Genomic DNA, 24,735 nt, shown 5'->3' on the forward strand with positions numbered 1-24,735 from the left:
GGCGCGCACGCCCCGCGCGCCGGTGCCCGTTCGCGTTCCCGCCTCCCCGCACTCGCACCCGCACCCGCACCCGCACCGCCACACGCGGCCCTTCGTGTCCGGATGGCGGGAAGTTGCGTCAATCCCGGTGACATGGATCACGCGATGCCCTAGATTGCGCAGCCGTACTGACTGCCGATCACCGCTGGTGCTGCTCGGCGGGCTCACGGGGGCACGCGGTGCCCCCGGAGCTGCGGCGCCGACGGGGAACCCTCCGGAGCGGAGCCCACGATGTCGTCTGATCAAGCCCCCAGCGAAGCCGCCATGCCCGAGCCGGCCGGGAGTCCCGTCCCGGCCGTGACCCCCGAGCGGGTGCTGGCCGGGCTCGCCCTGCTCGTGCCGATCGTCGCGATGCTCTGGGTCTCCTCGTACGACAAGACCGGCCCGGCGGCGTCCGGGATGCCCTTCTTCTACTGGTACCAGCTGCTCTGGGTGCCGGTGTCGGCCGTCTTCACGGTCGCCGCCTACCTGCTGATCAACCGGGACGAGAAGGCCCGCAAGGCGGCCCGGACGGGCGGTGCGCGATGAAGGACGTCAACGTGCCGGCCCTCGCGGTCTTCGTACTGTTCTTCCTGCTCGTCACCGTGATGGGCTTCCTCGCCTCCCGCTGGCGCCGCGCGGACGACGCGGCCCACCTGGACGAGTGGGGCCTGGGCGGGCGCAACTTCGGGACCTGGGTGACCTGGTTCCTGCTCGGTGGCGACCTCTACACCGCTTACACCTTCGTGGCCGTCCCGGCGGCGGTCTACGCGACCGGCGCGGCGGGCTTCTTCGCGGTGCCGTACACGATCATCGCCTACCCGCTGGTCTTCCTGTTCCTGCCCCGGCTCTGGTCGGTCTCCCGGGTGCACGGCTACGTGACCCCGGCCGACTTCGTCCGCGGCCGGTACGGCTCCCGGCCGCTGTCCCTGGTCATCGCACTGACCGGGATCCTGGCCACCATGCCGTACATCGCCCTCCAACTGGTCGGCATCCAGGCGGTGCTGGACGTGCTCGGCGTGGGCGGCGGGGAGAACGCCAACTGGTTCGTCAAGGACCTGCCGCTGTTCCTCGCCTTCGGCGTGCTGGCCGCCTACACCTACTCCTCCGGCCTGCGCGCCCCGGCGCTGATCGCCTTCGTCAAGGACGCCCTGGTCTACATCGTGATCATCGTCGCGGTGATCTACATCCCGATCCGGCTGGGCGGCTACGGGCACATCTTCGACGCGGCCGCCCAGCACTTCAAGCAGGCCAAGGCCGGCGGACTGACCCTCCCGGACAACAAGCAGTGGACGTACGCCACGCTCGGCCTCGGCTCGGCGATGGCGCTGTTCATGTACCCCCACTCGGTGACCGGCGTGCTGGCCTCCAAGTCCCGCAACACCGTGCGCCGCAACATGGCGATCATGCCCGCCTACTCGCTGATGCTCGGCCTGCTGGCACTGCTCGGCTTCATGGCGATCGCGGCGGGCGTGGGCAGCGGCGTCAAGGGCTACAACTCCCAGCTGTCCGTGCCGCAGCTGTTCGCGAACATGTTCCCGGACTGGTTCACCGGCGTGGCCTTCGCGGCGATCGGGATCGGCGCCCTGGTGCCGGCCGCCATCATGTCCATCGCGGCGGCCAACCTGTTCACCCGCAACGTCTACAAGGAGTGGCTCAAGCCCGCCGCCACCCCCGCCGACGAGACCCGGATCGCCAAGCTGGTCTCGCTGCTGGTGAAGGTCGGCGCGCTGGTCTTCGTGCTCGGCATGGACAAGCAGGCCGCGATCAACCTCCAGCTGCTGGGCGGCCTGTGGATCCTGCAGACCTTCGTGGCGATCGTCGGCGGCCTGTTCACCCGCTGGTTCCACCACTGGGCGCTGTTCGCCGGCTGGGCGGCCGGCATGGTCTACGGCACCTGGAAGGCCTACGGGCTGGCCAGCCCGGCCACCAAGCACTTCGGCGGCAACGCGGCCGAGATCCCCGGCATCGGCGAGATCGGCTACATCGGCCTGACCGCCTTCGCGCTCAACCTGATCGTCGCGGTGGTGCTCACCCTGGTGCTGCGGGCGGTCAAGGCCCCCGACCTCCCGGACGAGACCAAGCCCTCCGACTACAGCGCCGAGGCCGGCGACGACGAGCTGAAGAACGCGCCGGAGCCCGTAGCGGCGCACTGATTGGCACTGTGCGCGCCCTGTGATCGCGCCGCCTTCTCCGTGAACACTGGAGGAGGCGGCGCGATCATATGTATGAACAGGCGTGCACGCCGGGCACCACCAGACCGGACCGGCATCCGGCCGGAACCCGATCGACCCGAACCTGATCGACCCGAACCTGATCGACTCGAACTTGATCGACCCACGGGGAGCTCGCGGCCATGGCAGAACTCGGCACCACCCTCAACGGCCAGCACCAGTCCACCCAGAGCCCGCACCAGCCCGTCCAGGGCGTGCACCAGTCCGGCCAGGGCGTGCACCACCACGTCCCCGCCCACCGCCCGGCGTCGGCCACCCGGCTGCCGTCCGTGCTGATCGCCACCCGGCACGGCGAGTCCACCGCCAACGTCGAGTTCCAGCTGGCCGAGGCCGCCGGCGCGCTCAGCGTCCCGATCAGCTGCCGCGACGCCGACATCCCGCTGTCGCTGCGCGGCCGGCAGCAGGCCCAGGCGCTCGGCCGCTGGTGGGCCGCCCTGCCCGCCGCCGACCGCCCGCGCAGCGTCTGGTGCTCGCCGTACGTGCGCACCGCCGAGACCGCCCGGATCGCGCTCGCCCAGGCCGCCGGGCTCGGCGCCGTGCCCGTCACCCTCGCCGTCCGGTACGACGAACGGCTGCGCGACCGCGAACTCGGCGTCCTGGAGATGCTCCCCAAGGCCGCCATCGAGGCCAAGCACCCGGAGGAGGCGGCCCGGCGGCGCAAGATGGGCGAGCTGTACTACCGCCCGCCCGGCGGCGAGTCCTGGGCCGACGTCGCCCTGCGGGTGCGCAGCCTGCTGCGGGACGTCTGCGAGGAGGACGCCGGACGGCCCGTCCTGCTGGTCGCCCACGACTGCACGGTGCTGATGCTGCGCTACGCGCTGGACCGGCTCGACGAACAGCAGCTCACCGCGCTCGGGCCGGTGCACAACTGTTCCACCAGCCTGTGGCGGGCCAAGGACGGGCGGCTGCGGCCGGACGGGTGGAACGGGGTCGGGCACCTGGGCGTCGAGGGGGCCTAGCCAGGACGTGTCCGGCCGATCCTGCCGGGCCGCCCGCCGTCCGGTCAGGCGGCCGTCCAGTCAAGCGGTCATGCGGTCAGGCGGTCAAGCGGTCAGGCGGTGGCGACAGCCGGGTCGGCGAAGCAGCGCCGGTAGGCCAGCGGCGTGGTGCCCAGCCGGCGGCCGAAGTGGTGCCTCAGCGCCGCCGCGTTGCCGAAGCCGCAGCGGGCGGCGATCGCGTCCACCGACTCGGTGGTGGACTCCAGCAGCCGCTGGGCCAGCAGCACCCGCTGCCCCACCAGCCAGCGGTGCGGGGTGGTGCCGGTCTCCTGCTGGAAGCGCCGGGCGAAGGTGCGCGGCGACATGTGGGCCCGGGCGGCCAGTTGCTCGACGGTCGCCTCCTGGTCCGGGTGGTGGCGCATCCAGTCCAGCAGCGGGGCCAGCGAGTCCCCGCCGCCCTCCGGCAGCGGACGGTTCACGAACTGCGCCTGCCCGCCCTCCCGGTGCGGCGCCACCACCATCCGGCGGGCGATCCCCCGGGCCACCTCGGCTCCTTGGAGCTTGCGCACCAGGTGCAGGCAGGCGTCGATGCCGGCCGCGGTGCCGGCCGAGGTGATCACCGGGTCGTCGTCCACGTACAGCACGTCCGGCTCCACCACCGTCCCCGGGAAGCGCCCGGCCAGCTCGTCGCTGTGCCGCCAGTGGGTGGTGGACCGGCGGCCGTCCAGCAGCCCGGCCGCGCCCAGCACGAAGGCTCCGCTGCAGATGGACAGCACCCGGCCGCCGTCCGCCACCACCTCGCGCAGCGCCGCCAGCAGCGGCTCCGGGTACCGCGCGCGGATCCCGGAGGCGGTGACCACCACGAGGTCCGCCCCGGCGAGGCGCTCCGGGCCGTACGGGACGTCCACCGAGAAGCCGGAGTGGGTCGCGTGCGGCCCGGGGTGGGCGCCGGCCAGCGCGAAGTCGTACCCGGGCAGCCCGTCGGCGGTGCGGTCCAGGCCGAAGACCTCGCAGGCCACCCCCAGCTCGAACGGATGGACCTCCTCCAGCACCACCGCGACCACGTTCTTCAGCATGCCGAACAGGATGCCCCGGCGGGCCGGGTGCCGGGAAGGGCCCGGCTGGCAGGATTTCGAGGCAACGCGGCGTTCCTGCCACTCGTGGGCACCGGCACCCCCCGGCCACAGTGGTGGCCATGGAACCCGGCACCCTCGCAAGCGCACTCGCCCTGGCCGGCACCGTCGGCGGCTTCGGCCTGCTCGGCGCCCTCATCGGCCGCGAGCTCTCCCACGGCCCCGCCGCCGGCCGCGACAACCACCACCGCGCCGGCGGCTACCCCGCCGACCCGCACCGCGCCGACCGGCTGTACGGCACCCTGCCGGCCGCCTCGCTGCGCCCCTCCGCCGACCCGGCCACCCTCCCGGTCCGCTCCACCCCCGAGATCACCACCCCGCACGGCTCCGGCACACTGACCCGATGGACTACCTCATCCGCCACGCCCTCCCCCGCGACCTCGAAGCCGCCGGCCGGATCACCGTCGACGCCTTCGTCGGCGACGGCTACACCCGGCCCACGAGCGGCTACGTCGAGCTGCTCCGCGACGCCGAGCGCCGCTCCCGGGAGGCCGAACTCCTGGTCGCCGTCGACCCGGCCGGCGAACAGGTCCTCGGCTGCGTGACCTTCGCCGTCGGCGGCACCGAGTGGGCCGACATCGCGACCCCGCGGGAGGGCGAGATCCGGATGCTCGCCACCGCCGCCGCCTCCCGCGGCCGAGGCGTCGGCGAGGCCCTGGTCCGCGCCTCCGTCGCCCGCACCCGCGAACTCGGCCTGGCCGGCATGGCGTTCTCCACCCGCCCCGAGATGACCGCCGCCCACCGCGTCTACGAACGGGTCGGTTTCCGCCGCACCCCCGAACGCGACTGGGCGCCCTACCCGGGGATGGACCTGATGGTCTACACCATGGCCTTCTGACACCCCGGCGGCAGCTCGCCGGTCATCCCCCTCCCCGGTGACCGGCAGACGATCAGCAGGCGTCTTTTGATATAAACCACAGATCAAGACATGTCTTTGACACGTCGCGACAGTCGATCGACCCGGGGGGACGCACCACATGGACGACGGGCCCAGCCTCGGCGCGCCCGGAAGCGGCCCCACGCTCCAGGACATGCGCGAAGCACGGGGCATCGAGCCCCCGGCCACCAGCCGCTACGCGATCCCCGCGCCGGTCCCCGAGCCGCGCGGTCCCCTGCCGCCCTCGGTCCGCTTCAAAGCGGTCGACGGACTGCGCGGCCTCGCCATCGCCTCCGTGCTGCTCTACCACACCGACTGGTTCCAGAACGGCCTGTTCGGCGTGGACGTCTTCTTCGTGCTCTCCGGCTTCCTGGTCAGCCTGGTGCTGATCCGCGAGCTGGACCGCACCGACGGCATCCGGCTCGGCGTCTTCTACCGCCGCCGGGCCAAGCGGCTGCTGCCCGGACTGCTCGCCACCATCACCCTGGTCGTCGGGCTGTCCGCCCTGCTCAGCCCGCTGCGCGACGTCAAGGACCTGCGCCCGCAGGCGCTCGCCGCGCTCGCCCAGGTCGCCAACTGGGCCCAGCTGTCCCGCGGCGACGCCTACTGGCAGCACTTCGCCTCGATCGACCCGCTGGCCGCCATGTGGTCGCTCAGCATCACCGAGCAGTTCTACGCGCTCTGGCCGGTGCTGCTGCTCGTGCTCTTCGGCCTGTGCCGCCGCTCGCTGCGCGCGACCGGCATCGCCACCGCCGTGCTGTTCGCGGCCGCCGCGGCGGTCGCCCCGCTGATGTGGAACGGCGACAACAGCGACCGCCTCTACCTCGGCACCGAGAGCCGTGCCGTCGGCTTCGCGGCCGGCGCCACCGCCGCCTTCGGGGTCTACCTGTGGCTGCGCCGCAAGGTCCGCGCCACCGCCGGCGGCTCCCGTGCCGCCCGGGGCGGCGGCGCCGCCCTGCCCACGCTGGTCGGCACCGCGGCCCTCGGCGGCCTGGTCTGGGCCAGCCTGTCCGTCGGCTCTTACCACGAACCCTGGCTCTACCAGGGCGGACTGGCCGTCGTCGCGGCGCTCGCCGCCGTACTGACCGCCTCGCTCTGCCACGACCGCGGCCCCCTGGTGTGGCTGCTGTCGCTGCCCCCGCTGCGGCTCACCGGCACCATCTCGTACAGCCTCTACCTGCTCCACCTGCCGGTGTACTGGCTGCTCCAGCACTACGTGGACGACATCTCGCCGCAGAAGCTGCTGCTGATCGGCGGACCGCTCTCCTGGGGGCTGGCCTGGCTGCTGCACACCGGCACCGAGAAGCTGCGGGTGCTGCGCTGGCGGGCCTTCCCGGCCGTCCCGCTGCTCGCCGTCACCACCGCGGTGGCCACCGCCGGGGCCTGGTACCTGCCCGCCTGGGTCACCCACGACATGCGGTCCGGACCGAGCGGCAAGCCGATGGTCCTGGTCCTCGGGGACTCCTTCGCCCAGGACCTCGCCACCGGCCTCTACCGGCACGGCGACCGCTACCGGGTGGTCGACGGCGGCATCAGCGGCTGCGGGGTGTTCGACCCGGACAAGGTGCGCACCACCTCCCAGGTGGAGTTCGACACCGAGCCGGACTGCCGGGACCGGGCCGCCGTGTGGGACCGGCAGCTCACCTCCGCCGCCCCGCAGGCCGTCGTGGTCCACCTCGGCTGGGACGCCGCCGAGCAGCACCTGGACGGCACCTGGCTCAACCCCTGCGACGACGACTACCGCAACCGGTACCGGACCCAGCTCGCCCAGGCCATGGAGCAGATCCACCGGCGGGCACCCGGGGCCCAGGTGCTGCTGATGAACGAGCGGGTCGAGAACGGCGCCATCAGCAAGGCCTGGGGCACCTGCTACGACCAGCAGATCTCCGACTACGTGAAGTCCGCCGGCGGCACCGTCCGGCTGGTCGACCTGGACACCTTCTACTGCCCGTACGACACCTGCGCGTGGAAGGACAAGGACGGCCACTGGATCACCCCCGCCAACGACGGGGTGCACCTCACGCCGGCCGGCATGCGCTTCGTGACGCCGTGGCTGGAGAAGCAGATCGCGGACGCGCTGGCCGGGGTGCAGCCGGACATCCCGGCCGCCCCGGCGCCGACGGCGACCCCCACGCCGACCCCGACGCCCACGCCGACCCCCACGGCCTCCCCCACGCCGACGCCGACCACCGGCAAGCCCACCACCCGGCCGACCACCGGCAAGCCGTCCCGCACCCCGACCACCAGGGCGACCGCCGGCGAACCGCCGGCCCGGCAGTAACCGGCCCTGGGGGCGGTCCGGCGCCGTGCGCCGTGCGCCCGGCAGGCTCCGCCGAACCGGCCCTACGCGGGCGGGACTTCGTAGGTCTGCGAGAAGCAGTCGCGGATCGCCTTCTCCGAGCCCGCGCGCCCCGCGTAGTCCATCCGCGGGGTGTCCGGGGTGATCGGCAGGGTCGGGTCGATACCGAAGTACAGCGACCAGAAGTACACCCCGCTCAGCTTGCGCTGCTGGGCCACCTGGCAGACCGCGGTGAACCAGGCGGCCTGGACGGCCTCGTTCACCTCGGTCTTCTTGTAGTACTCACCTGGTGTCTTGTACGCGCCCTTCTGCGCCGGAATGCCCACCTCGGTGAGCTTGGTGGCCGGCTGCGCGCCCTTGCCGCGCTTGTCGAGCCACGCGTTCCAGCTGGCCTCCAGCTCGGCGATCGGGGCGTCGTCGTCGGCGTTCTTGGCCGGCGGGTAGGCGTCCACACCCGTGACGTCGGCCGGCACCGCGATCGGCGCCTGGGACCAGTTGTCGAAGTTCGCGTCGTACGCCAGCTCGCCGTGGAAGGTCTTCCGCGCCTGCTCGATCAGCCCCGGCCAGTGCGCGTCGCCCTCCAGCGAGTTGAACTCCGTACCGATGGTGAACTCGGCCGCGTTGTGCTCCTGGGCGGCCTTCAGGTACGGCTCCAGGAAGGCGGCGTAGCTGGCGAACCAGGCGTCCCGGTCGGTCGGGGCGATGTTGCCGCGCCACTTGAGGGTGTTGAGGTAGTCGAACACCTCCTCGTCCATGATCGGACGCACGGTGGTGCGCAGACCGGCCCGGTGCGCGGCGTCCAGCAGCATGGCGAGCCGCTCCGGGGTGGGCGAGGTCGGCCGGGCGGCGACGGCGTTCGACTTGGTTCCGGTGGTGTAGTACGGGAAGGTCACCGACAGGGAGTTGGCGTTCAGGCCGACCACGTACTTGACGATGCGGTCGACCTTGCCCTGGACGAAGTTGTCCGGGTCCGCCGGGTCGTCCAGCCAGTACACCTGCACGCCCCACTCGGGGCTCCCCTTGGTCCACGGGCGGGCCACCTTGGGGCCGGTGTCCGCGACCGGCGGCGCGTCCTTGCCGAAGCCCCAGACCCGGCCCTGCTCGGTGGGGGCGGCGAGGTGGACGGTGGTGGGGCGCTGGTGGTCGAACCGGATCGGGTGGTCGCCCCACACCACGGGGACGGCCACGGTTATGGCGACGACGATGGTCGGCAGGATGAAGATGGCGGGGCGCTTCAAGGGTCGTGACTTCCGATCAGGCCGGCTTGGCGATGACGACGAACTTGTTCTCCTCGCGCTTGAGGAACTTGATCAGCCCGCGCAGCCCGCCCCAGCCCTCCAGGAAGGAGAACACCGGGATGCAGGCCACCACGACGATCGGCTCCCACCACTTGCGCCGGTGGTTGGCGGAGGCGACCACGTTCAGCCGCAGCCCCTCCCAGTAGGTCCAGATCACGTAGGCGAAGTTGATCGCCCACAGCAGCACCACGGACTGGGTGACCGGTGAGGTGTTCCAGGTGCCGGTGAACCAGGCGACCAGCAGCACCAGGCCGACGTGCTGCAGCGGGCCGAGCACCCAGCTGACCATGCCCATCCCGATGAACAGCCGGTACCGCAGCGGGATGGTCTTGTTGAAGCAGAGCGCGACCAGGCCCCAGGCCCAGCGCTCGCGCTGCTTGAGGAAGTCCTGGACGCCGGCCGGGGAGGCGCCGTAGCAGCGCCCGTTGAACCAGTCGCTGCGGCCCGGGTAGCGCTGGCAGAAGTTCAGCGCCATCTGGGCGTCCTCGACGATGGTCTTCGGCCCGAAGTCCCAGCCGATGGTGGCCTCCACCGAAGAGCGCACGATCAGCAACTCGCCGTGGACGCCGGCGATCGGGGTGCCGGTGCCGGTCATCGCGCGGAAGCGGGCGATGTCGTCGGCCGGGCGGATCGCGTCGGCGAGCCAGGTGAAGGTGGAGACGGCGTTCTCCCGCGGGTACGTCAGGATGCCCTGCGCCATGTGCTTGGCGTCGTCCCCGGCCCGGCGCTGCCGGTTGACGAACTGGGCGACGGCGGCGGCGGTGTCCGGCCCGACGCCGGTGTCGTCGTCCATGTGCAGCACCCAGACGTCGTCCTGCGCCTCGCCCTCCTCGATCCGCAGCTCGTGCGAGTAGTGGTTGGCGCGGGCCTTGAACTTGGTGCCGTTGGGCGTCTCGTACGCCTTCGGCACGGTCACCACCCGGATCAGCGGGTGGCGGTCGGCCAGGTCGTCGATCTTCTCGGCGGCGGCGCAGCCCTCCTCGGTGAGGATGTCCACCCGCATCCAGGGGAAGTACGGCGGCAGGTGCTCGACGTACGAGAGCACCGAGCGCTCCAGCGCCGGATAGGTGTCGTGCCGGCCGATGGTCGGCACCAGCACGATCAGGAAGTCGTCCTCGGCCGGCGCCGGCGGGGTCATCCGGCCCACCTGCCGCAGCCTTCGGCGGACCATCAGCACCCCCTGGAAGCCGATCAGCACGCCGAACACCGGCATGCCCCACAGGATGGTGATCGCCCAGCCGAGCGGGGTCGGGTTGGGCACGTACGCCCAGATCGAGAACGTGAAGATGATCGCGAAGGCGATGTAGAACGGCAGCACCCGGGGCTTCCACGACATCTGTCGCTCGGCGAGCCGGGCGGCCTCGCGGGAGGTGGTGAGCACCGTCCGCGCGGGGGCTGTCGCTGTCATGGCGGAACTCGTTCCTCGTCTGGTCTCGGTCCGGCCCCCGGACGGGGCGCGGGTGGGTGGTGGGCGGTCAGGCCTGCGGCGGGCGGTTCACCGGCGGGGCGTCGGCGGGCGGCGGCACGACCGGGCCGGGGGCCACCGGGCCCGTGGCCGGCTGGCCGGGCGCGGGCGCGGGCGCGGGCCACTGCTGCTGGACCACCGTCGGCTGGTACGCCGGCGCCGCCTGGGGCTGCGGCTGCGGCTGCGGCTGCGGCTGCGGCTGCTGGGCGTACCCACTCGGCGGCGGCACCTGCTGGGGCTGGGCCGGCGGCCACGCGGCGGGCTGGGGCTGCGGCTGCGGCTGCGGCTGCTGAGGTGCGGCCGGCTGCTGGTGCCACGCCGGCTGGGCCGGCGGCTGCTGGTGCCACCCGGGCTGCGGCAAGCCGTACGGCGCGGGCTGCGGGGCGGTCGGGGCGGTCTGCCCGACCGGCCAGGGTGCCCCGGCCGGGGCGGCCTCCGGCCGGTCCCGCCACGAGGAGCGGGCGAGCAGCGCGATCAGCGTCGCGGTGACGACCACGCCGAGTGCGAAGGTCGCGAGCTTCAGCCAGCCCTCGGTCGTCCCGGTGAACCACTCCCGCTGCGGCTTGTCCAGCAGCGCACCGGTCAGGCTGCGCACCCGGTTGTAGCCCTCGACCAGGGCCACGCCCGCCGCGACGCCGAGCGCCCAGTTGCGCCCGCGCAGCAGCAGGAGGCCGGAGAGCAGGTACAGCAGGCCGTAGTTGAGGCTTCCGGTCTCGGCGTCCACCGAGGTCCCGCCGTAGTAGAAGATGCCCTTGAGGTAGGTCGCGAAGCCGACCTGCCCGAAGCAGTTGTAGGCCGCCCAACCGAGCAGCACCACGCCCCAGCCGACCGCCAGGCCACCGGCCCCACGCATCGGACGCGCCTGAGTCATCCCGCACCCCGCCCCTTCGGCCTTCTCCCGACCGTTCGCCCCGCCCTCGGTTTCGCCGCCACAGGATGCCACACGGCACAACGGAGCCGGAATTCAACCCGTTCAACGGATCCCGACGGCGGATCCCGACGGCTCAGCGGACGTGCAGCCCGCTCCAGTCGATGCTCCCGCCGGAGCGGCCGGAGCCCCCGGTGATCGCCAGGGGGCTGTGGTAGGTGGCGTTGACGTCCGCGCTGGAGTTGCCGGGCTGGTCCGGGGCCAGGTTGTCGGCGGTGAGCGCCTGCCCCCAGACGGTCCAGATCGTCCAGGGGGTGCGCCGCAGGGTGTCCGGCTGGCGGGAGTTGACGGGCACGGCGAAGGACTCGGCGAGCATCCGCGGCTTGTCGTAGGCGGCGAGCCCGTCGTAGTAGCGCTTGGTCCACACCTCGCCGGTGCCGATCGGGTGCGCCGGGCTGCCGCTGTAGTCGTCCACCCCGACCACGTCGACGTACTGGCCGCCCGGGTAGTAGTCCCACGGGTCCACGCCCGGGGCACCGTCCCAGGACACCGGCGTCCAGACGAACAGCAGGTTGTGCAGGCCGCGGGTCTCCACCAGGTACTTGTAGGTGATCCGCCACAGCGCCTGGTAGTCGGCCGGCTTCTGGCCCGCCCACCAGAACCGGCTGGCGCAGTCCTTGACGTTCATCTCGTGGTACGGACGCAGCAGCACCGGCACGTCGTGGGCGGCCAGGTACTCCAGGTGGTCGGCCAGGTAGGACAGGTCGGTGATCAGCGCGCGGTACTCGCGGGTGTCGCCCGCGGCGTCCACGACCCGGCCGAACCAGCCCGGGTCGGTGGCCGCCGGGGAGTTCGAACAGAGCACCCGGTCGAAGGACTTGAGGTCGGATCCGGGGTAGGGCTCGTGGAAGGACATGCCGACGATCCCGGCCGGGGCGCCGCCGTTGTCGGGCAGTTCGGTGGTGCTGCCGTCGCAGTTCTGCTGGACGCCGGCGCTGTCGTAGGAGCCGTCGTCCGCGCGCGGGTGGCCGGACCAGACGGCGGCCATCAGGTCGACGGCGTCGTCGGTGTACTGCCAGCCGGCCCGGCAGGTGGGCCAGCGGCCGGCCGAGTAGGAGCGCGGGTTGCCGACGCCCCAGGCGTTCTGGCCGTAGCCGGGGCCGAGGTCGGTCTCCATGAAGCCGGGCAGCCGGCCGGTGAGGTCGGCGGCCTTCTTGTAGTAGTAGCCGACCTGCTTGGTGCCCCGGTAATCGCCGTACCCCGGGTTGTCGCGCTCGTTGTGCGCCTCGACGTGCTGGCCGATCACCGTGCCGCCGCTGTGCCCGGTGCGGGCCTGGGCCTCCAGGTCCGCCAGGAACTGCTGGACGGCGCGGGCGTTCGGTGAGGCCTGCGGATCCCGGGCCAGCAGGTCCCGGCCCACGTCCGGGGGCAGGGTCCGGCCGGGGGCGCCGACCGACACCGGCACCCGCACGGGCGGTGCGATGTCGGCCCGGCCGTCGCGGTCCAGCAGGACGAGGCTGCCCGCCGCGACCACGATGCCGGCCGCGGCCAGGACGGCCGACTTGCCGCGCAGGGCTCTGGGCAGGGCCACGACCGCTCCTCCGGTTCTCGCCGGCACCGACCCCCACGGACGCAACCGGAACACGCGTACGACTCACTCCGACGAGAGCCTGCCACACTCCCCCGGCCCCGGCGAACGGCCGCCGGTGCCGGGTGTCACGACGGATCAGCCGGTCGGGGCGGCCCCCGGGGTGCCCTGCGAACCGGGCGTGGCGGAGCCCGCCGACTTGGCCCGCTGGAGCAGCTGACCCTTCACGTGCTCGGCGAACCCGGAGGACGCCGCGGTCGCGGTGGCGTCGGGGGTGTTGCCGCCCTTGGCCGTGCCCTCGACGGTGAAGTAGGCGTACCGGCCCAGGCTGCCGTGCGCGCCGGTGCAGCCGGGGTTGGCGCAGAACGCCGGCGCGCCCGGGGCGGGCAGGCCCTTGAGCTGCCCGGTGAAGTTCTTCATCGCGGTCTCGGCCTGGATCTTGTGGTCGAAGACCGCGACGCCGACGGTCACCGCGCTGTCGCCGGAGACGTACGTCGCCCGGAGCACCTTCTGGCAGCCCTGGTCGCCGAGGACCTTGCCGAGCCCGCCGGTGGTGGAGTTGCCGTCCCAGCAGGGCTGGTCCAGCGAGACCACGGTCCGGTTCCAGGTCGCGCCGTTGATCGTCACCTGCAGCGCGGAGAACAGCGCCCCCGCGTCCTGCGGCGCCGGGTCGGTGGCGACCTCCCAGATCGGCTTCGACGGGTCGTCCGGCTGACCGCCCTGGGACGCGCTCGGCGAGCCGGGGGTCGGCTTGTTCGAGGCGGTGGCGACCGCACCGCCGGCGGCCTTCTTCGGGTCGTCCTTCTTGCCGAGCAGCAGCACGCCGCCCGCGACCGCGCCGCCCACCAGGACGACGGCGGCCACGATGCCGATGACCTTCACCCGGCGCTTGCGCTTGCCGTCGGCCTCGTTGCGGTTGGCCAACGCCTCCCAGTCCGGCTCGACGCGCTGCGGCGGGACCGGCTGGGGCGGGACCTGCTGCGGACCCGGCTGGGGCGGACCCGGCTGCTGGGGCGGCTGCTGCTGCCACTGCGGCTGCGGAGCCGGCGGCTGGACCGGCTGGGGCACCGGCGGGACGGGCTGGGAGAACGGCTGCGCGGGCGGCGCCACCTGCCCGTAGGAAGCCGGCGGCGGGCCGAAGCCGCCGCTCGGCGGCGGTACCGGACCCGGCACCACCGGCTGCTGATTCTGTACGCCCCCCGGCCCGGCGGGAGGCGTCCCCTGCGGCCCGTGCCCAGGTACGCCAGTTCCGTCGCTCATGCGCCCAGATCGTAGGGCATCCCCATGACGGCCCCTAGGCCCGGTGACCGTTCCGTATCGAAACCAGGACGCGGGGCGCGTCGGGCGGGGCCATCCGGAGCTCCGGCCGGGGGCTCCGGACGGACCGTCACGCCGTGCCCGCGGCGCGCCTCCGGGCCTCGGACGGCCACGAACCGTCGCCCGCCCAGGCACCGCCGGTCATCGCACCAACACGCCACGCCGCACTACATGTGGTGTCGCATCGAGGAGACACCACTACATGTATGCTCGCTTCTGCTGTCGATGCAGGGGAACCCGGTGCGATTCCGGGACTGCCCCGCAGCGGTGTGCGGGCGGCTCCAGCAGCCGTACCGCGAGTCCGAGTACCTGCCGAACAGTGTGCGCCACGGCCCTCCCGCAGAGGCCGCGCCGGCACCAGAACGACCCCTCCGGGCCTCGCGGGCGGGCCGGGGAGACACCTCGCGCGACGCTTTTTTGCGTTCGCGCCGTGCTCCCCTGCCCACATCGGCCCGGGTGACCCCGATCACGCCGCCGATCGCCGCCAGGAGAGAGCGCCTTGACCACCGCTGCCTCAGTCACCCTGCCCACCCAGGGCACCGGTACCGCCTTTGTCGACCCGACGGTCTCCGACCCCGGCGGCGCGCTGCTGCGGCTGCTCACCGACCGCAGCGCCGACCTCCCCGAGGTCGACCCCGGCCATGTCGCCGCCGCCGCGCTGCGCGGCCGCCACGCCGGCTCGGACTTCGCCGAGCTGCGCGGGCTGGCCGTGGACGCCGCCGCGTCGATGATCGCCGAGGACCCCCAGTACTCGAAGCTGGCGGCCCGTCTGCTCGCCCTGGAGATCGTCGACGAGGCGAACGGCCAGGGCTCGGTCTCCTTCTCCGCCTCGATCACCGTCGGCCACGCCGAGGGCCTGATCGGCGACACCACCGCCGCCTTCGTCGCCAAGCACGCCGACACCCTCGACGCGCTGATCGACACCGCGGGCGACGACCGCTTCGAGTACTTCGGCCTGCGCACCGTGCAGTCCCGCTACCTGCTGCGCCACCCGATCACCCGCAAGGTGATCGAGACCCCCCAGCACTTCCTGCTCCGCGTCGCCTGCGGCCTGGCGGTCGGCGACTCCGAGCAGTCCGTGCGCGAGGTCGCCGAGCTGTACGGCCTGATGAGCCGCCTGGAGTACCTGACCTCCTCGCCGACGCTCTTCAACTCCGGCACCCGGCACCCGCAGATGTCCAGCTGCTACCTGCTGGACTCGCCGCTGGACAACCTGGACTCGATCTACAACCGCTACGCGCAGATCGCCCGCCTCTCCAAGCACGCCGGCGGCATCGGCCTGTCGTACTCGCGCATCCGCTCGCGCGGCAGCCTGATCCGCGGCACCAACGGCAAGTCCAACGGCATCGTGCCGTTCCTGCGCACCCTCGACTCCTCGGTCGCCGCCGTCAACCAGGGCGGCCGCCGCAAGGGCGCGGCCTGCGTCTACCTGGAGACCTGGCACGCCGACATCGAGGAGTTCCTGGAGCTCCGCGACAACACCGGCGAGGAGGCGCGCCGCACCCACAACCTGAACCTGGCGCACTGGATCCCGGACGAGTTCATGCGCCGCGTGAACGCCAACCAGGACTGGTCGCTGTTCTCCCCGGCCGACGTCCCCGAGCTGGTCGACCTGTGGGGCGCCGAGTTCGACGAGGCGTACCGCAAGGCCGAGCTGGCCGGCAAGGCCGTCCGCACCATCCCGGCGCAGACCCTGTACGCCCGCATGATGCGCACCCTGGCGCAGACCGGCAACGGCTGGATGACCTTCAAGGACGCCTCCAACCGCGCCGCCAACCAGACCGCCCTGCCGGGCCGCACGGTGCACTCCTCCAACCTGTGCACCGAGATCCTGGAGGTCACGGACGACTCCGAGACCGCCGTCTGCAACCTCGGGTCGGTCAACCTCGGTGCCCACGTGGCCGTCGGCGCCTCCGCCGACGACCTGGTCAACGCCATGGACTGGGAGCGCCTCGACGCCACCGTCCGCACCGCCGTGACGTTCCTCGACCGCGTGGTGGACATCAACTTCTACCCGACCACCGAGGCCGGCACCTCCAACTCCCGCTGGCGGCCGGTCGGCCTCGGCGTGATGGGCCTGCAGGACGTCTTCTTCAAGCTGCGGATCGACTTCGACTCCGCCGAGGCCGCCCGCCTGTCCACCCTCATCGCCGAGCGCATCATGCTCACCGCGTACGAGCGCTCCGCCGACCTGGCCGAGCAGCTGGGCCGCCACGAGGCGTACGGCGAGACCCGCGCCGCCCGCGGCGAGCTGCACATCGACCACTTCCCGACGGCCGCCCCGCAGTGGACCGACCGCTGGACGGCGCTGCGCGCCCGCATCGCCGAGACCGGGCTGCGCAACTCGCTGCTGCTCGCGATCGCACCGACCGCGACCATCGCGTCCATCGCCGGCGTGTACGAGTGCATCGAGCCGCAGGTGTCCAACCTGTTCAAGCGCGAGACGCTGTCCGGCGAGTTCCTCCAGGTCAACCCGTACCTGGTGCGCGAGCTCAAGGAACTCGGCGTCTGGGACCAGCAGACCCGCGACGCCCTGCGCGACGCCAACGGCTCGGTGCAGGAGCTGGGTTGGCTGCCGGAGGAGGTCCGCTCGCTGTACCGCACCGCGTGGGAGCTGCCGCAGCGCGCCCTGATCGACCTGGCCGCGGCCCGCATGCCGTACCTGGACCAGAGCCAGTCGCTGAACCTGTTCATGGCGGCGCCGACCATCGGCAAGCTCAGCTCGATGTACGCCTACGCGTGGAAGGTCGGTCTCAAGACCACCTACTACCTGCGCTCGCGCCCCGCGACCCGGATCGCCCAGGCCGCCTCCGGCACCGCCCGTGCCGCCGCGCCGGTGCCGGTCAACACCCCCACGCTCACCCCCGAGGAAGAGGCCGCGCTGGCCTGCTCCCTGGAGAACCCCGAGTCCTGCGAGGCCTGCCAGTAATGACCGCCGACGACCGCAAGATGCTGCTCGACCCCGGCTTCGAGCTGACCCTGCGCCCGATGCGCTACCCGTCGTTCTACGACCGGTACCGCGACGCGATCAAGAACACCTGGACCGTCGAGGAGGTGGACCTGCACTCGGACGTCGCCGACCTGGCGAAGCTGAGCGAGGGCGAGCGCCACCTGATCGGCCGGCTCGTGGCGTTCTTCGCGACCGGTGACTCGATCGTCGCGAACAACGTGGTGCTGAGCCTCTACAAGCACATCAACTCCCCGGAGGCGCGGCTGTACCTGAGCCGTCAGCTGTTCGAGGAGGCCGTGCACGTCCAGTTCTACCTGACGCTGCTGGACACCTACCTTCCGGACCCGGAGGACCGCAACGCGGCCTTCGCCGCGGTGGAGAACATCCCCTCCATCCACCAGAAGGCCCAGTTCTGCTTCAAGTACATGAACGCGGTCGACCACATCGACTCGCTGCAGACGAAGGAGGATCGGCGGGCGTTCCTGCTCAACCTGATCTGCTTCGCGGCGTGCGTCGAGGGCCTGTTCTTCTACGGCGCGTTCGCCTACGTGTACTGGTTCCGGAGCCGGGGCCTGCTGCACGGCCTGGCGACCGGCACCAACTGGGTGTTCCGCGACGAGTCCATGCACATGGACTTCGCCATGTCGGTCGTGGACACCGTCCGCGAGGAGGAGCCCGACCTCTTCGACGACGAGATGGCCAAGCAGGTGACGGAGATGCTGGAGGAGGCCGTCGCGGCCGAGCTCCAGTTCGCCCAGGACCTCTGCGGCGACGGTCTCACCGGGATGAACACCGATTCCATGCGCCAGTACCTGGAGGCCGTGGCGGACCAGCGCCTGGCCCGCCTCGGGATGCCGATCCGCTACGGGTCGACCAACCCGTTCGGCTTCATGGAGCTCCAGAACGTCCAGGAGCTGACCAACTTCTTCGAGCGCCGGGTGTCGGCGTACCAGGTCGCGGTCGAGGGCTCGGTCTCCTTCGACGACGACTTCTAAAGCAGCGTCGTTTCAGCAGCACACAGCGGAGCCTCCCTCGTGGCGGCTCCGCTGTGTGCTACCCGGTACTCAGGGGGAGTAGCCCAGGCATGCCCAAGCTCCAACAGCGTGTGATCGACGGCCCGTTCGGACCGATACAGATCAGTCATGACCGCTGGCCGTCCGTCGTAGCGCGAGTGTCCGGGGCAGGAATGCCCACCGTCACGGTGGTGCCCGACCGCGACTACGGCGCCATGAACATCAACGGCCAGAGCGTCCCGACCACCCGGAAGTCCCGCACCCGTACGGCAGTTCTGGGCGATCGCACCTACGAGCTGAAGGCGACCAGCCTGCGCCGGGCGGAGCTGCGACGCAACGGGCAGCTCATCGCCCACGCCCACGGCACGTACCGGTCGTACGCCCCGGGAAAGTCCATCCCGGGCCTGGACGCCAGGGTCACCTGGTCCCACGGCATCGACCCGACGGACGTGGCCGTCGGACAGGCCATGGTGGTCGGCTTCGGCGCCGGCGCCCCGGGCGCCGTCCTGCGGACCGTCTTCTTCTGGGTCGACAACTTCAGCTGAGCGAACAGTGGTGCCCCGCACGGCCACAGCCCGTGCGGGGCACCACTGTTATGTCAGTCGGCCGAAAACTCCCCGGACTTGACCCCGGAGAGGAAGGAAGCCCAAGCCTCAGCCGGGAAGAGCAGCGTCGGCCCGTCCGGGTCCTTGGAGTCCCGAACCGGTACGACTCCCACGACGCCTATGGCTATCTCCACGCAGTTGCTCTGCGCACCCGAGAACGATGACTTTCTCCAGATGAGGCCAACAGCCGCACCCTGAGGGACGCTACTCATCGCTGTGCTTTCCTTTCGCAATGCGTTCGATGAACGCAATCGACTCCTTGCGCGGCAGCGACTCGGCCAGGGCCCGCCGGAACAGGTTGGAGTACTTGAAGACCTCGCCCGGCTCTTCGATGTAGAGCGTGCTGAGGAGACTGTCCACATAGACGACATCCGTCTCCGTGCTCTCCGGGAAGCTCAGAATGACGAGTGGGCCGAACAGCGCCGCATGAACATCCGATTCCTCCGGCAGGACCTGGATGTTGATGTTGGGGCGGCCCGCCATGGCGACCAGGTAGTCCAGTTGCTCTCGCATCACCTCCCGCCCACCAATCCGGTGCTTCAGCACGGACTCCGACAGCACGACCCATAGCCGAAGAGGTGATTCGCGCGTCAAGACCGATCGCCGCTCCAGCCGGACCTTCGTCAGCTGCTCGACCTGCTCGACGCTGGCATCCTCTATCTGCGCCCGGACAACAGCCCGGGTGTAGTCCTCTGTCTGCAAGAGGCCCGGAACCAGGAAGGTTTCCACGCTGTAGGCGTCCGAGGCATCAGCCTCCAACGAGATGTAGTCGGCATAGAGCGGCGACAGCGCGTCCGAATATCTGTCCCACCAGCCGCGCAGACGCCCCTCCCGCGACAGCTCCTCCAACCGACTACGCACCGCCCCGTCCGTCACCTCATAGAGGTCGAGCAGCAGCCGGAGATCCACGAGCCTGATACCGGACTGTGCAGCCTCGATCCGGCTGATCTTGCTCTCGGCACAATCCAGCTGCCTGGCCGACTGAGCCATCGTCATCCGCGCAGCAACCCGCAACTCCTTGAGGGTTCGAGCGAGCCGTCGCTGTCGAACCGTCGGATTCCTGTTCACCGGCACGCGTTGACCTCCCAGCCGTATGTGCGCTGCCAGTCTGCCGCCCTCCGCACGGGACAACAATCTTTGATCGATTCCAAAGTCGAGACTTGCACTCCAGAAGACATGGGGCGCATGCTACTCAACGTAGTCCGCTAGTCGACACATCGTGATCATGGCGGGCTTTCACCGGGCATCCCCATGCCTTCTTCAGCCGCTTTCACCTGCACACTCCAGAGGTGACCCCGCCATGCGTGAACAGACCTGCTGGCTCCCCCGACACCCCAAGTCCCCCCGCAACGCCCGCCAGGAGCTCCGCGAGTTCCTCCTCCCCCACCCCTCCGCCGAACCCCTCCTCCCCACCGGCGAGTTGCTCCTCTCCGAGCTGGTCACCAACGCCGTCCGGCACGCCCGCACCCCGCGCGGACGCCTGATCTTCGTTCGTCTCCAGCTGCCCTCCCCCACCGCCCTCCGCATCGAGGTGCACGACGCCGACAGCGAGAAGCCCGCGCCCCACCCCACCTCCCTCACCTCCGAGACCGGCCGAGGCCTGCTCCTCGTCCAGCAGTTGGCGCAGAGCTGGGGCTGCTGCCCGCGCAGGGGCGGGATCGGCAAGTTCGTCTGGTGCCACATCACCGCCTCCGCCGAGGCGGTCGCCGCGTGAGCGCCGTCCGGGCCGGGATCAGCGGCATCCTGCTGCCGACCGTCTTCCCCAGCCTCGACCACGCGCTGCCGGTCCTCTGGGACCACGTTCGCCGGCGCCCGATCCGCGCCGCCCACCGGGACTTCATCCGCCTCTGCATCGGCCCGGGCGGCGGCAACGGCGTCGCGGAGTGCCTCTCCCGCGGCGGCCGCTGGTCCGTCACCCTCTACATCGGCGACATGGCCGACTGGACCGCCCACCCGATCACCATCACCACCCACCGCGCCTGAACTCCCCTGCCCCCGCCAGGCGTTCACGCCGGGCGGGGACGACCGCGTCGGCCGGCGTCCCCCGCCCCGGCCCACCGCCCCGCACCGAGCTCGGCGTCGGCGGCGGCGAGGATCCGGCTGAAGGTGTGCGCGATGAGGGGCTTCGCCAGGAGCCGGGTGAGGGCTGCGCCGAAGGGCAGGCGGACCTGGAAGGTGGTCGTCCACGCGACCTCCGTCCCCCCGGCGACCTCGGTGAAGGTCATCCGCCCGAGTTCGTGCCGGGACGGCGGCAAGCTGCGCTCGACCGTGTAGTCGAAGTCGTACGGCGGGTTGTACACGGTGACCCGCTCGCGGAACCGGCCGATCGCCCAGGTGTGCACCCGCACCGCCCCCACGCCGTACGGCGCACCGGCGCCCGGCCGGGCCAGTCGGGCCCGGAGGATGAGCGGGGAGCGGGTGTAGTTGGTGGTGGTGGCGCACCAGTCGAACACGTCCTCGATCGGTGCGGCGATGACGCGTCGAACGGTCAGGGTCTCCATGGTCGTTCCCCTCTCTCGGCCGGCCGTGGCGCGGCCGTCGGCGACCGCGCCCGACAGGTGGACCGGGGAACGTCGGGAAACGTGACACGGAGGGCGCGCCCTCACCCCTGCCGCAGCGGCCGGATGATCTCCTCCACCAGCCACCGCGCCGCCCCCGCCGGGTACGGCCCGCGCAGGCTGAGCACGATGTGCGTGAAGCCCGCCGCGATCAGCTCGGCGATGACGGCGCGATCCCCCGCCGGGTCGTCGTACGACACGATGTACTGCACGGAGCGGGTGATCTCCGCCGGGTCCCGGCCGATCGCCGCGCAGTGGGCGTCGAGGACGCGACTGCGCTCGACGACGCGCTCGACGCCGTTGTGCGGCGGCCCCGGGACGTTCCAGATGTCGGCCTGTTCGGCGACCAGCCGCAGCAGCCGCGTCCCCCAGCCTCCGATGAGGATCGGCGGCCCGGGGCGCTGGACGGGCTTGGGCTCGTTCCGGTTGCCGGTCAGCCGGTAGTACCGGCCGTCGTGGTCGAAGACGTCCTCGGTCCACATGCCGCGCAGCACTTCGACGGTCTCGGCGAGCCGGCCGATGCCCTCACCGGGCGGCACCAGGTCGAATCCGTACCCGGCGTACTCCGCCAGGGCGGGGTTGTCCCCCGCGATCCCCCCGGCCCCGGCCGGCTGGTGGGTGCCGCCGACGCCCAGGCCCATGACGAGGCGCCCACCGGAGATGACGTCGACCGTGGTGGCCATCTTCCCGAGCAGCGCGGGGTGCCGGAGGCGGTTGCTGGTGACCAGCAGGCCGAGCCGGAGCCGGGTGGTGCGGGCGGCGAGGGCGCTGAGCAGGGTCCAGCCCTCCAGCACCTCGCCGCCCTTGGGACCGGCGACGGGCATCAGGTGGTCCCACAGCCAGGCGTCCGCGATCTCGGGCAGGTCGTCGGCCTCCCGCCAGACGCGGAGGATGTCCGCGTAGGGGACCCGCATGGGGGTGGTCTTGATGCCGAAGGTGACAGCGGGTAAGGCGAGTTGACTCATATTCATCATCCTAGCAAATCATCAGCATCACTGACTATCAATCGCACGGAGATACCCTGACCCCCATGACCAGCGACGCAAGCCCCGACGACCTCCTGTCGACCCGCCTCGGCTACCTGCTCAAGCACGCCCACCTGCGCTACGCGGAGGCGTCCGCCCAGGCGCTGGCGCCCCTCGGCCTGGACGGCCGCGAACTGGCCGTACTCGCCGTGCTCGCCCCCGACGTGCCGCTCTCCCAGCAGGAGGCGGCCGCCAGGCTGGGCGTCGACCGGACCACGATGGTCACCCTGGTCGACGGCCTGGAGTCCAAGGCCCTCGCGGAGCGCCGCCGCAGCACCGAGGACCGCCGCAAGAACATCGTCCAACTCACCCCGGAAGGGCGGAACTTGCTCCGCCGGGCGGAACGCGTCCGGATCGAGGCCGAACAGCGCTTCCTGTCCGCCCTGCCCGCCGCCGAGGCCGAGGCCCTACTGCGCTCCCTTCGAACGCTCGTCACCGAACCCTGACGCCCGACACCGAGCCCTGTCGCCCGGCACCCGGCACCCGGCACCCGGCACCCGGCACCCGACGCTCACCGGGCCGGGCCGGGCCCCGGACTCAGACACCCGCCGGCAGGCCGAACCGGACATCCGTCAGCCGCTCCGACAGCTCCCACAGCCGTCGCCCGGTTTCCACCTCGACGGCCCTCGGGGCCAGTTGGACCACCTTCGGCGCCCCGCGCAGCTCCCCCATCCCGCCCGGTCCGATGAACTGCCCGCTCGTCGCCCCCGGTTCGGTGGCCGCGAACAGCTGGGGCAGCGCGCCCTGCTCCGAGGACTGGGCGAGCGGGAGCAGGATGCGCCCGAAGAGCAGTTTCACCACTCCGACCGAGCGGGCCGGGATGTTGGTGGCCGCGTAGCCGGGGTGGGCGAGCACGCTGCGGACGGGGCTGCCGGCCAGGGCCAGCCGCCGGTGCAGCTCCCACCCGAACACGGCGTTGGCGAGCTTCGACTGGTTGTAGTAGCCCATCGGGGAGTAGGCACGCTCGCCGGTGAGGTCCTCGAAGAAGATCCGCCCCTGCCGGTGGTTGGCCGAACTCACCGTGACCACCCGGGAGTCGGGCCCCGCCGCCAGCAGGTCGAGCAGCAGCCCGGTGAGCGCGAAGTGGCCGAGGTGGTTGGCGGCGAACTGGAGCTCGTGCCCCTGCGGGCTGAGCGTGCGGGGCGGCGCCAGCACCCCGGCGTTGTTCACCAGGACGTCCGGGCGGACGCCGTCCGCGCGCAGCCGCTCGGCGAAGGCGCGCACGGAGTCCAGGTCGGCCAGGTCGAGCCGGCGCACCTCCAGACGCCCCTCCGATCGCCCCTCCGGTCGCGCCTGCGGCTGCCCGGCAGTGATCTCCGCGACCGCCCGCCGACCCTTCTCCTCGTCGCGTACGGCGAGAACCACCCGGCCGCCGCGACGGGCGATGGCGCGGGTGGTCGCCAGTCCGAGGCCGCTGTTCGCCCCGGTGACGACGAACACCCGCCCCGCCTGGTCCGGAATCCGTTCGGCACTCCATGCCTGATGCTTCGCCATGCGTCACACGTTGCCCTCCGTGTCACCAAGTGTCAAGCTCGGCATCGAGCGCCGAAGAAGCCCCCGCGTGTAACATCCACTCCCATGAACCCCCTCCCCGCCCCGAGCCTGGCCGAGCGCAAGCGCCGGCTCGTCGCCGACGAACTGACCAGGACCGCACTGGGCCTCTTCGCCGAGCAGGGGTTCGACGCGGTCACCGTCGACGAGATCGCGGCCGCCGCCGGCATGTCCAAGCGGACGTTCTTCCGCTACTTCGCCTCCAAGGAGGACGTGGTCGTCCAGTTCCTGGCGGAGCTGGGCGACGTCATGCGCGCCGAACTGGCCGGACGCCCGCCCGGCGAACGCCCCTCCGCCGCGCTGCGGCACACCGTCTGGGCCGCCGTCGACGCCTGCGCCGGCCACGACGCCGGCCGGACCCTGCCGGTGGTGCGGCTGATCCTGGGCACCCCCGCCCTGCGCGCCCGCTTCCTGGAGCGCCAGGCGCAGTGGCGCGAGGACCTGGCCGCCGAACTCGCCACCCGGCTCGGCCTGGACCCGGCCGCCGGCCTCCACCCCCGCCTCACCGCCGGGACGGCCCTGACCGCCTTCGACGTCGTGCTCCAGCAGTGGAGCGACGGCAACGGCGCGGACGACCCGGCCGCCCTCACCGACCGTGCCTTCGCCACCATCTCCTCCGCCCTGGACGCACCCGCGCGGTAGCGAGCGACTCCCCGCAGCGGCGGGCAACTCCCCCGGCCCCGCCCGGCGTTCACCCGGCCGAGTGCCCGAGGGCGGCTGGGCGAACCACCCGGGCATCGAGCCCGACCAGGCCACCGGCGAACTCCTGCGGACGTTCGACCGGCACGACGGCGACATGCTCCGCGCTCCGGAGAGGGCGTGGCGGGGTGACGCCTCCGCCATCGGTCGGGCGATCGGGATGACGGGCTCCCCCGGGGGCGTCGCCCGGCAGCTCGCGGACGTCAAGCTGCCCGCCAACCCCCGCTTCACGTACGGCCCGGAGTGGCCCTTCGTCCCGGCCTGACCGGACACGCCGCCGCCCCGTACGGAACTCCCGT

Annotated in this window: 24 protein-coding genes and 1 riboswitch; of the genes, 13 read left to right on the forward strand and 11 right to left on the reverse strand. The window is 71.9% G+C overall.

Going from position 1 to position 24,735, the window contains the following annotated elements:
• Positions 1 to 270 precede the first annotated feature (270 nt).
• From ACFWIS_RS23890 to ACFWIS_RS23900, 3 genes are all read left to right on the forward strand, one after another.
• Positions 271 to 567, forward strand: coding sequence for a DUF3311 domain-containing protein (locus ACFWIS_RS23890; RefSeq protein WP_380459125.1), 297 nt, complete (start codon positions 271 to 273; stop codon positions 565 to 567).
• Positions 564 to 2,174 carry a monocarboxylate uptake permease MctP gene (gene mctP / locus ACFWIS_RS23895; RefSeq protein WP_380459123.1) on the forward strand — a complete coding sequence of 537 codons (1,611 nt, stop codon included), beginning with the start codon at positions 564 to 566 and terminating at the stop codon, positions 2,172 to 2,174. Before ACFWIS_RS23890 ends, mctP begins: the two co-directional genes overlap by 4 nt.
• Positions 2,175 to 2,374: 200 nt before the next feature.
• Positions 2,375 to 3,211: a histidine phosphatase family protein gene (locus tag ACFWIS_RS23900; protein WP_380459120.1), complete on the forward strand. Its 837-nt coding sequence runs from the start codon at positions 2,375 to 2,377 to the stop codon at positions 3,209 to 3,211.
• Positions 3,212 to 3,303: 92 nt separating this feature from the next.
• Here the strand turns inward: ACFWIS_RS23900 and ACFWIS_RS23905 are convergent, their stop codons facing one another.
• On the reverse strand, positions 3,304 to 4,266 hold the full coding sequence (locus ACFWIS_RS23905) for a helix-turn-helix domain-containing protein (protein ID WP_380459117.1): 963 nt from the start codon (positions 4,264 to 4,266) through the stop codon (positions 3,304 to 3,306).
• 400 nt (positions 4,267 to 4,666) lie between these two features.
• Here ACFWIS_RS23905 and ACFWIS_RS23910 point away from each other — a divergent pair, with 400 nt between their 5' ends.
• Both ACFWIS_RS23910 and ACFWIS_RS23915 read left to right on the forward strand, forming a co-directional pair.
• A complete protein-coding gene (locus tag ACFWIS_RS23910) occupies positions 4,667 to 5,161 on the forward strand; it encodes a GNAT family N-acetyltransferase (protein WP_380459114.1) in 495 nt (164 codons plus the stop codon).
• Between the two features lie 193 nt (positions 5,162 to 5,354).
• Positions 5,355 to 7,481, forward strand: a complete 2,127-nt coding sequence (locus ACFWIS_RS23915; RefSeq protein WP_380459112.1) for an acyltransferase family protein — start codon at positions 5,355 to 5,357, stop codon at positions 7,479 to 7,481.
• A gap of 62 nt (positions 7,482 to 7,543) precedes the next feature.
• Here the strand turns inward: ACFWIS_RS23915 and ACFWIS_RS23920 are convergent, their stop codons facing one another.
• From ACFWIS_RS23920 to ACFWIS_RS23940, 5 genes are all read right to left on the reverse strand, one after another.
• On the reverse strand, positions 7,544 to 8,737 hold the full coding sequence (locus ACFWIS_RS23920; protein ID WP_380459109.1) for a glycoside hydrolase family 113: 1,194 nt from the start codon (positions 8,735 to 8,737) through the stop codon (positions 7,544 to 7,546).
• Positions 8,738 to 8,753: 16 nt separating this feature from the next.
• A complete protein-coding gene (locus ACFWIS_RS23925) occupies positions 8,754 to 10,205 on the reverse strand; it encodes a glycosyltransferase family 2 protein (protein ID WP_380459106.1) in 1,452 nt (483 codons plus the stop codon).
• A 67-nt stretch (positions 10,206 to 10,272) separates the two neighbouring features.
• Entirely contained in the window at positions 10,273 to 11,133 is an 861-nt protein-coding gene (locus tag ACFWIS_RS23930; protein WP_380459104.1) for a hypothetical protein, read from the reverse strand.
• A 133-nt stretch (positions 11,134 to 11,266) separates the two neighbouring features.
• Complete coding sequence (locus ACFWIS_RS23935; RefSeq protein ID WP_380459102.1) at positions 11,267 to 12,721, reverse strand: glycoside hydrolase family 26 protein; 1,455 nt, start codon at positions 12,719 to 12,721, stop codon at positions 11,267 to 11,269.
• 135 nt (positions 12,722 to 12,856) lie between these two features.
• Positions 12,857 to 13,891 (reverse strand): hypothetical protein, encoded by a 1,035-nt coding sequence (locus ACFWIS_RS23940; protein ID WP_380459099.1) that lies wholly within the window; start codon positions 13,889 to 13,891, stop codon positions 12,857 to 12,859.
• A gap of 343 nt (positions 13,892 to 14,234) precedes the next feature.
• Positions 14,235 to 14,367: riboswitch (cobalamin riboswitch) on the forward strand.
• Between the two features lie 191 nt (positions 14,368 to 14,558).
• On the opposite strand from ACFWIS_RS23940, the gene ACFWIS_RS23945 reads away from it, so the two are divergent.
• From ACFWIS_RS23945 to ACFWIS_RS23955, 3 genes are all read left to right on the forward strand, one after another.
• Entirely contained in the window at positions 14,559 to 16,964 is a 2,406-nt protein-coding gene (locus ACFWIS_RS23945) for a ribonucleoside-diphosphate reductase subunit alpha (RefSeq protein WP_380459158.1), read from the forward strand.
• Complete coding sequence (locus ACFWIS_RS23950; RefSeq protein ID WP_380459097.1) at positions 16,964 to 17,980, forward strand: ribonucleotide-diphosphate reductase subunit beta; 1,017 nt, start codon at positions 16,964 to 16,966, stop codon at positions 17,978 to 17,980. The genes ACFWIS_RS23945 and ACFWIS_RS23950 overlap by 1 nt, the downstream gene beginning before the upstream one ends.
• 191 nt (positions 17,981 to 18,171) lie before the next feature.
• Positions 18,172 to 18,543 (forward strand): hypothetical protein, encoded by a 372-nt coding sequence (locus tag ACFWIS_RS23955; RefSeq protein ID WP_380459094.1) that lies wholly within the window; start codon positions 18,172 to 18,174, stop codon positions 18,541 to 18,543.
• Positions 18,544 to 18,596: 53 nt separating this feature from the next.
• Here ACFWIS_RS23955 and ACFWIS_RS23960 read toward each other — a convergent pair whose 3' ends face one another.
• Positions 18,597 to 18,815, reverse strand: coding sequence for a DUF397 domain-containing protein (locus ACFWIS_RS23960; protein ID WP_380459091.1), 219 nt, complete (start codon positions 18,813 to 18,815; stop codon positions 18,597 to 18,599).
• On the reverse strand, positions 18,808 to 19,677 hold the full coding sequence (locus tag ACFWIS_RS23965; protein WP_380459088.1) for a helix-turn-helix domain-containing protein: 870 nt from the start codon (positions 19,675 to 19,677) through the stop codon (positions 18,808 to 18,810). The genes ACFWIS_RS23960 and ACFWIS_RS23965 overlap by 8 nt, the downstream gene beginning before the upstream one ends.
• A gap of 226 nt (positions 19,678 to 19,903) precedes the next feature.
• Here ACFWIS_RS23965 and ACFWIS_RS23970 point away from each other — a divergent pair, with 226 nt between their 5' ends.
• Together ACFWIS_RS23970 and ACFWIS_RS23975 are read left to right on the forward strand one after the other, a co-directional pair.
• Entirely contained in the window at positions 19,904 to 20,317 is a 414-nt protein-coding gene (locus ACFWIS_RS23970) for an ATP-binding protein (protein WP_380459085.1), read from the forward strand.
• Complete coding sequence (locus tag ACFWIS_RS23975; protein WP_380459082.1) at positions 20,314 to 20,586, forward strand: hypothetical protein; 273 nt, start codon at positions 20,314 to 20,316, stop codon at positions 20,584 to 20,586. Before ACFWIS_RS23970 ends, ACFWIS_RS23975 begins: the two co-directional genes overlap by 4 nt.
• 23 nt (positions 20,587 to 20,609) lie before the next feature.
• Here ACFWIS_RS23975 and ACFWIS_RS23980 read toward each other — a convergent pair whose 3' ends face one another.
• Together ACFWIS_RS23980 and ACFWIS_RS23985 are read right to left on the reverse strand one after the other, a co-directional pair.
• Entirely contained in the window at positions 20,610 to 21,104 is a 495-nt protein-coding gene (locus ACFWIS_RS23980; RefSeq protein ID WP_380459080.1) for an SRPBCC family protein, read from the reverse strand.
• 101 nt (positions 21,105 to 21,205) lie between these two features.
• A complete protein-coding gene (locus tag ACFWIS_RS23985; RefSeq protein WP_380459077.1) occupies positions 21,206 to 22,126 on the reverse strand; it encodes an LLM class flavin-dependent oxidoreductase in 921 nt (306 codons plus the stop codon).
• A 65-nt stretch (positions 22,127 to 22,191) separates the two neighbouring features.
• Here ACFWIS_RS23985 and ACFWIS_RS23990 point away from each other — a divergent pair, with 65 nt between their 5' ends.
• Positions 22,192 to 22,632 carry a MarR family winged helix-turn-helix transcriptional regulator gene (locus ACFWIS_RS23990; protein WP_380459074.1) on the forward strand — a complete coding sequence of 147 codons (441 nt, stop codon included), beginning with the start codon at positions 22,192 to 22,194 and terminating at the stop codon, positions 22,630 to 22,632.
• A gap of 91 nt (positions 22,633 to 22,723) precedes the next feature.
• Here the strand turns inward: ACFWIS_RS23990 and ACFWIS_RS23995 are convergent, their stop codons facing one another.
• Positions 22,724 to 23,680 carry an oxidoreductase gene (locus ACFWIS_RS23995; RefSeq protein WP_380459071.1) on the reverse strand — a complete coding sequence of 319 codons (957 nt, stop codon included), beginning with the start codon at positions 23,678 to 23,680 and terminating at the stop codon, positions 22,724 to 22,726.
• An 84-nt stretch (positions 23,681 to 23,764) separates the two neighbouring features.
• On the opposite strand from ACFWIS_RS23995, the gene ACFWIS_RS24000 reads away from it, so the two are divergent.
• Both ACFWIS_RS24000 and ACFWIS_RS24005 read left to right on the forward strand, forming a co-directional pair.
• On the forward strand, positions 23,765 to 24,379 hold the full coding sequence (locus ACFWIS_RS24000; protein ID WP_380459069.1) for a TetR family transcriptional regulator: 615 nt from the start codon (positions 23,765 to 23,767) through the stop codon (positions 24,377 to 24,379).
• A 61-nt stretch (positions 24,380 to 24,440) separates the two neighbouring features.
• Complete coding sequence (locus tag ACFWIS_RS24005) at positions 24,441 to 24,701, forward strand: hypothetical protein (RefSeq protein ID WP_380459066.1); 261 nt, start codon at positions 24,441 to 24,443, stop codon at positions 24,699 to 24,701.
• The last annotated feature ends 34 nt before the right edge of the window (positions 24,702 to 24,735 follow it).

Origin of the sequence: Kitasatospora sp. NPDC127060 (genome assembly GCF_042724935.1) — a bacterium.
Lineage (GTDB): Bacteria > Actinomycetota > Actinomycetes > Streptomycetales > Streptomycetaceae > Kitasatospora.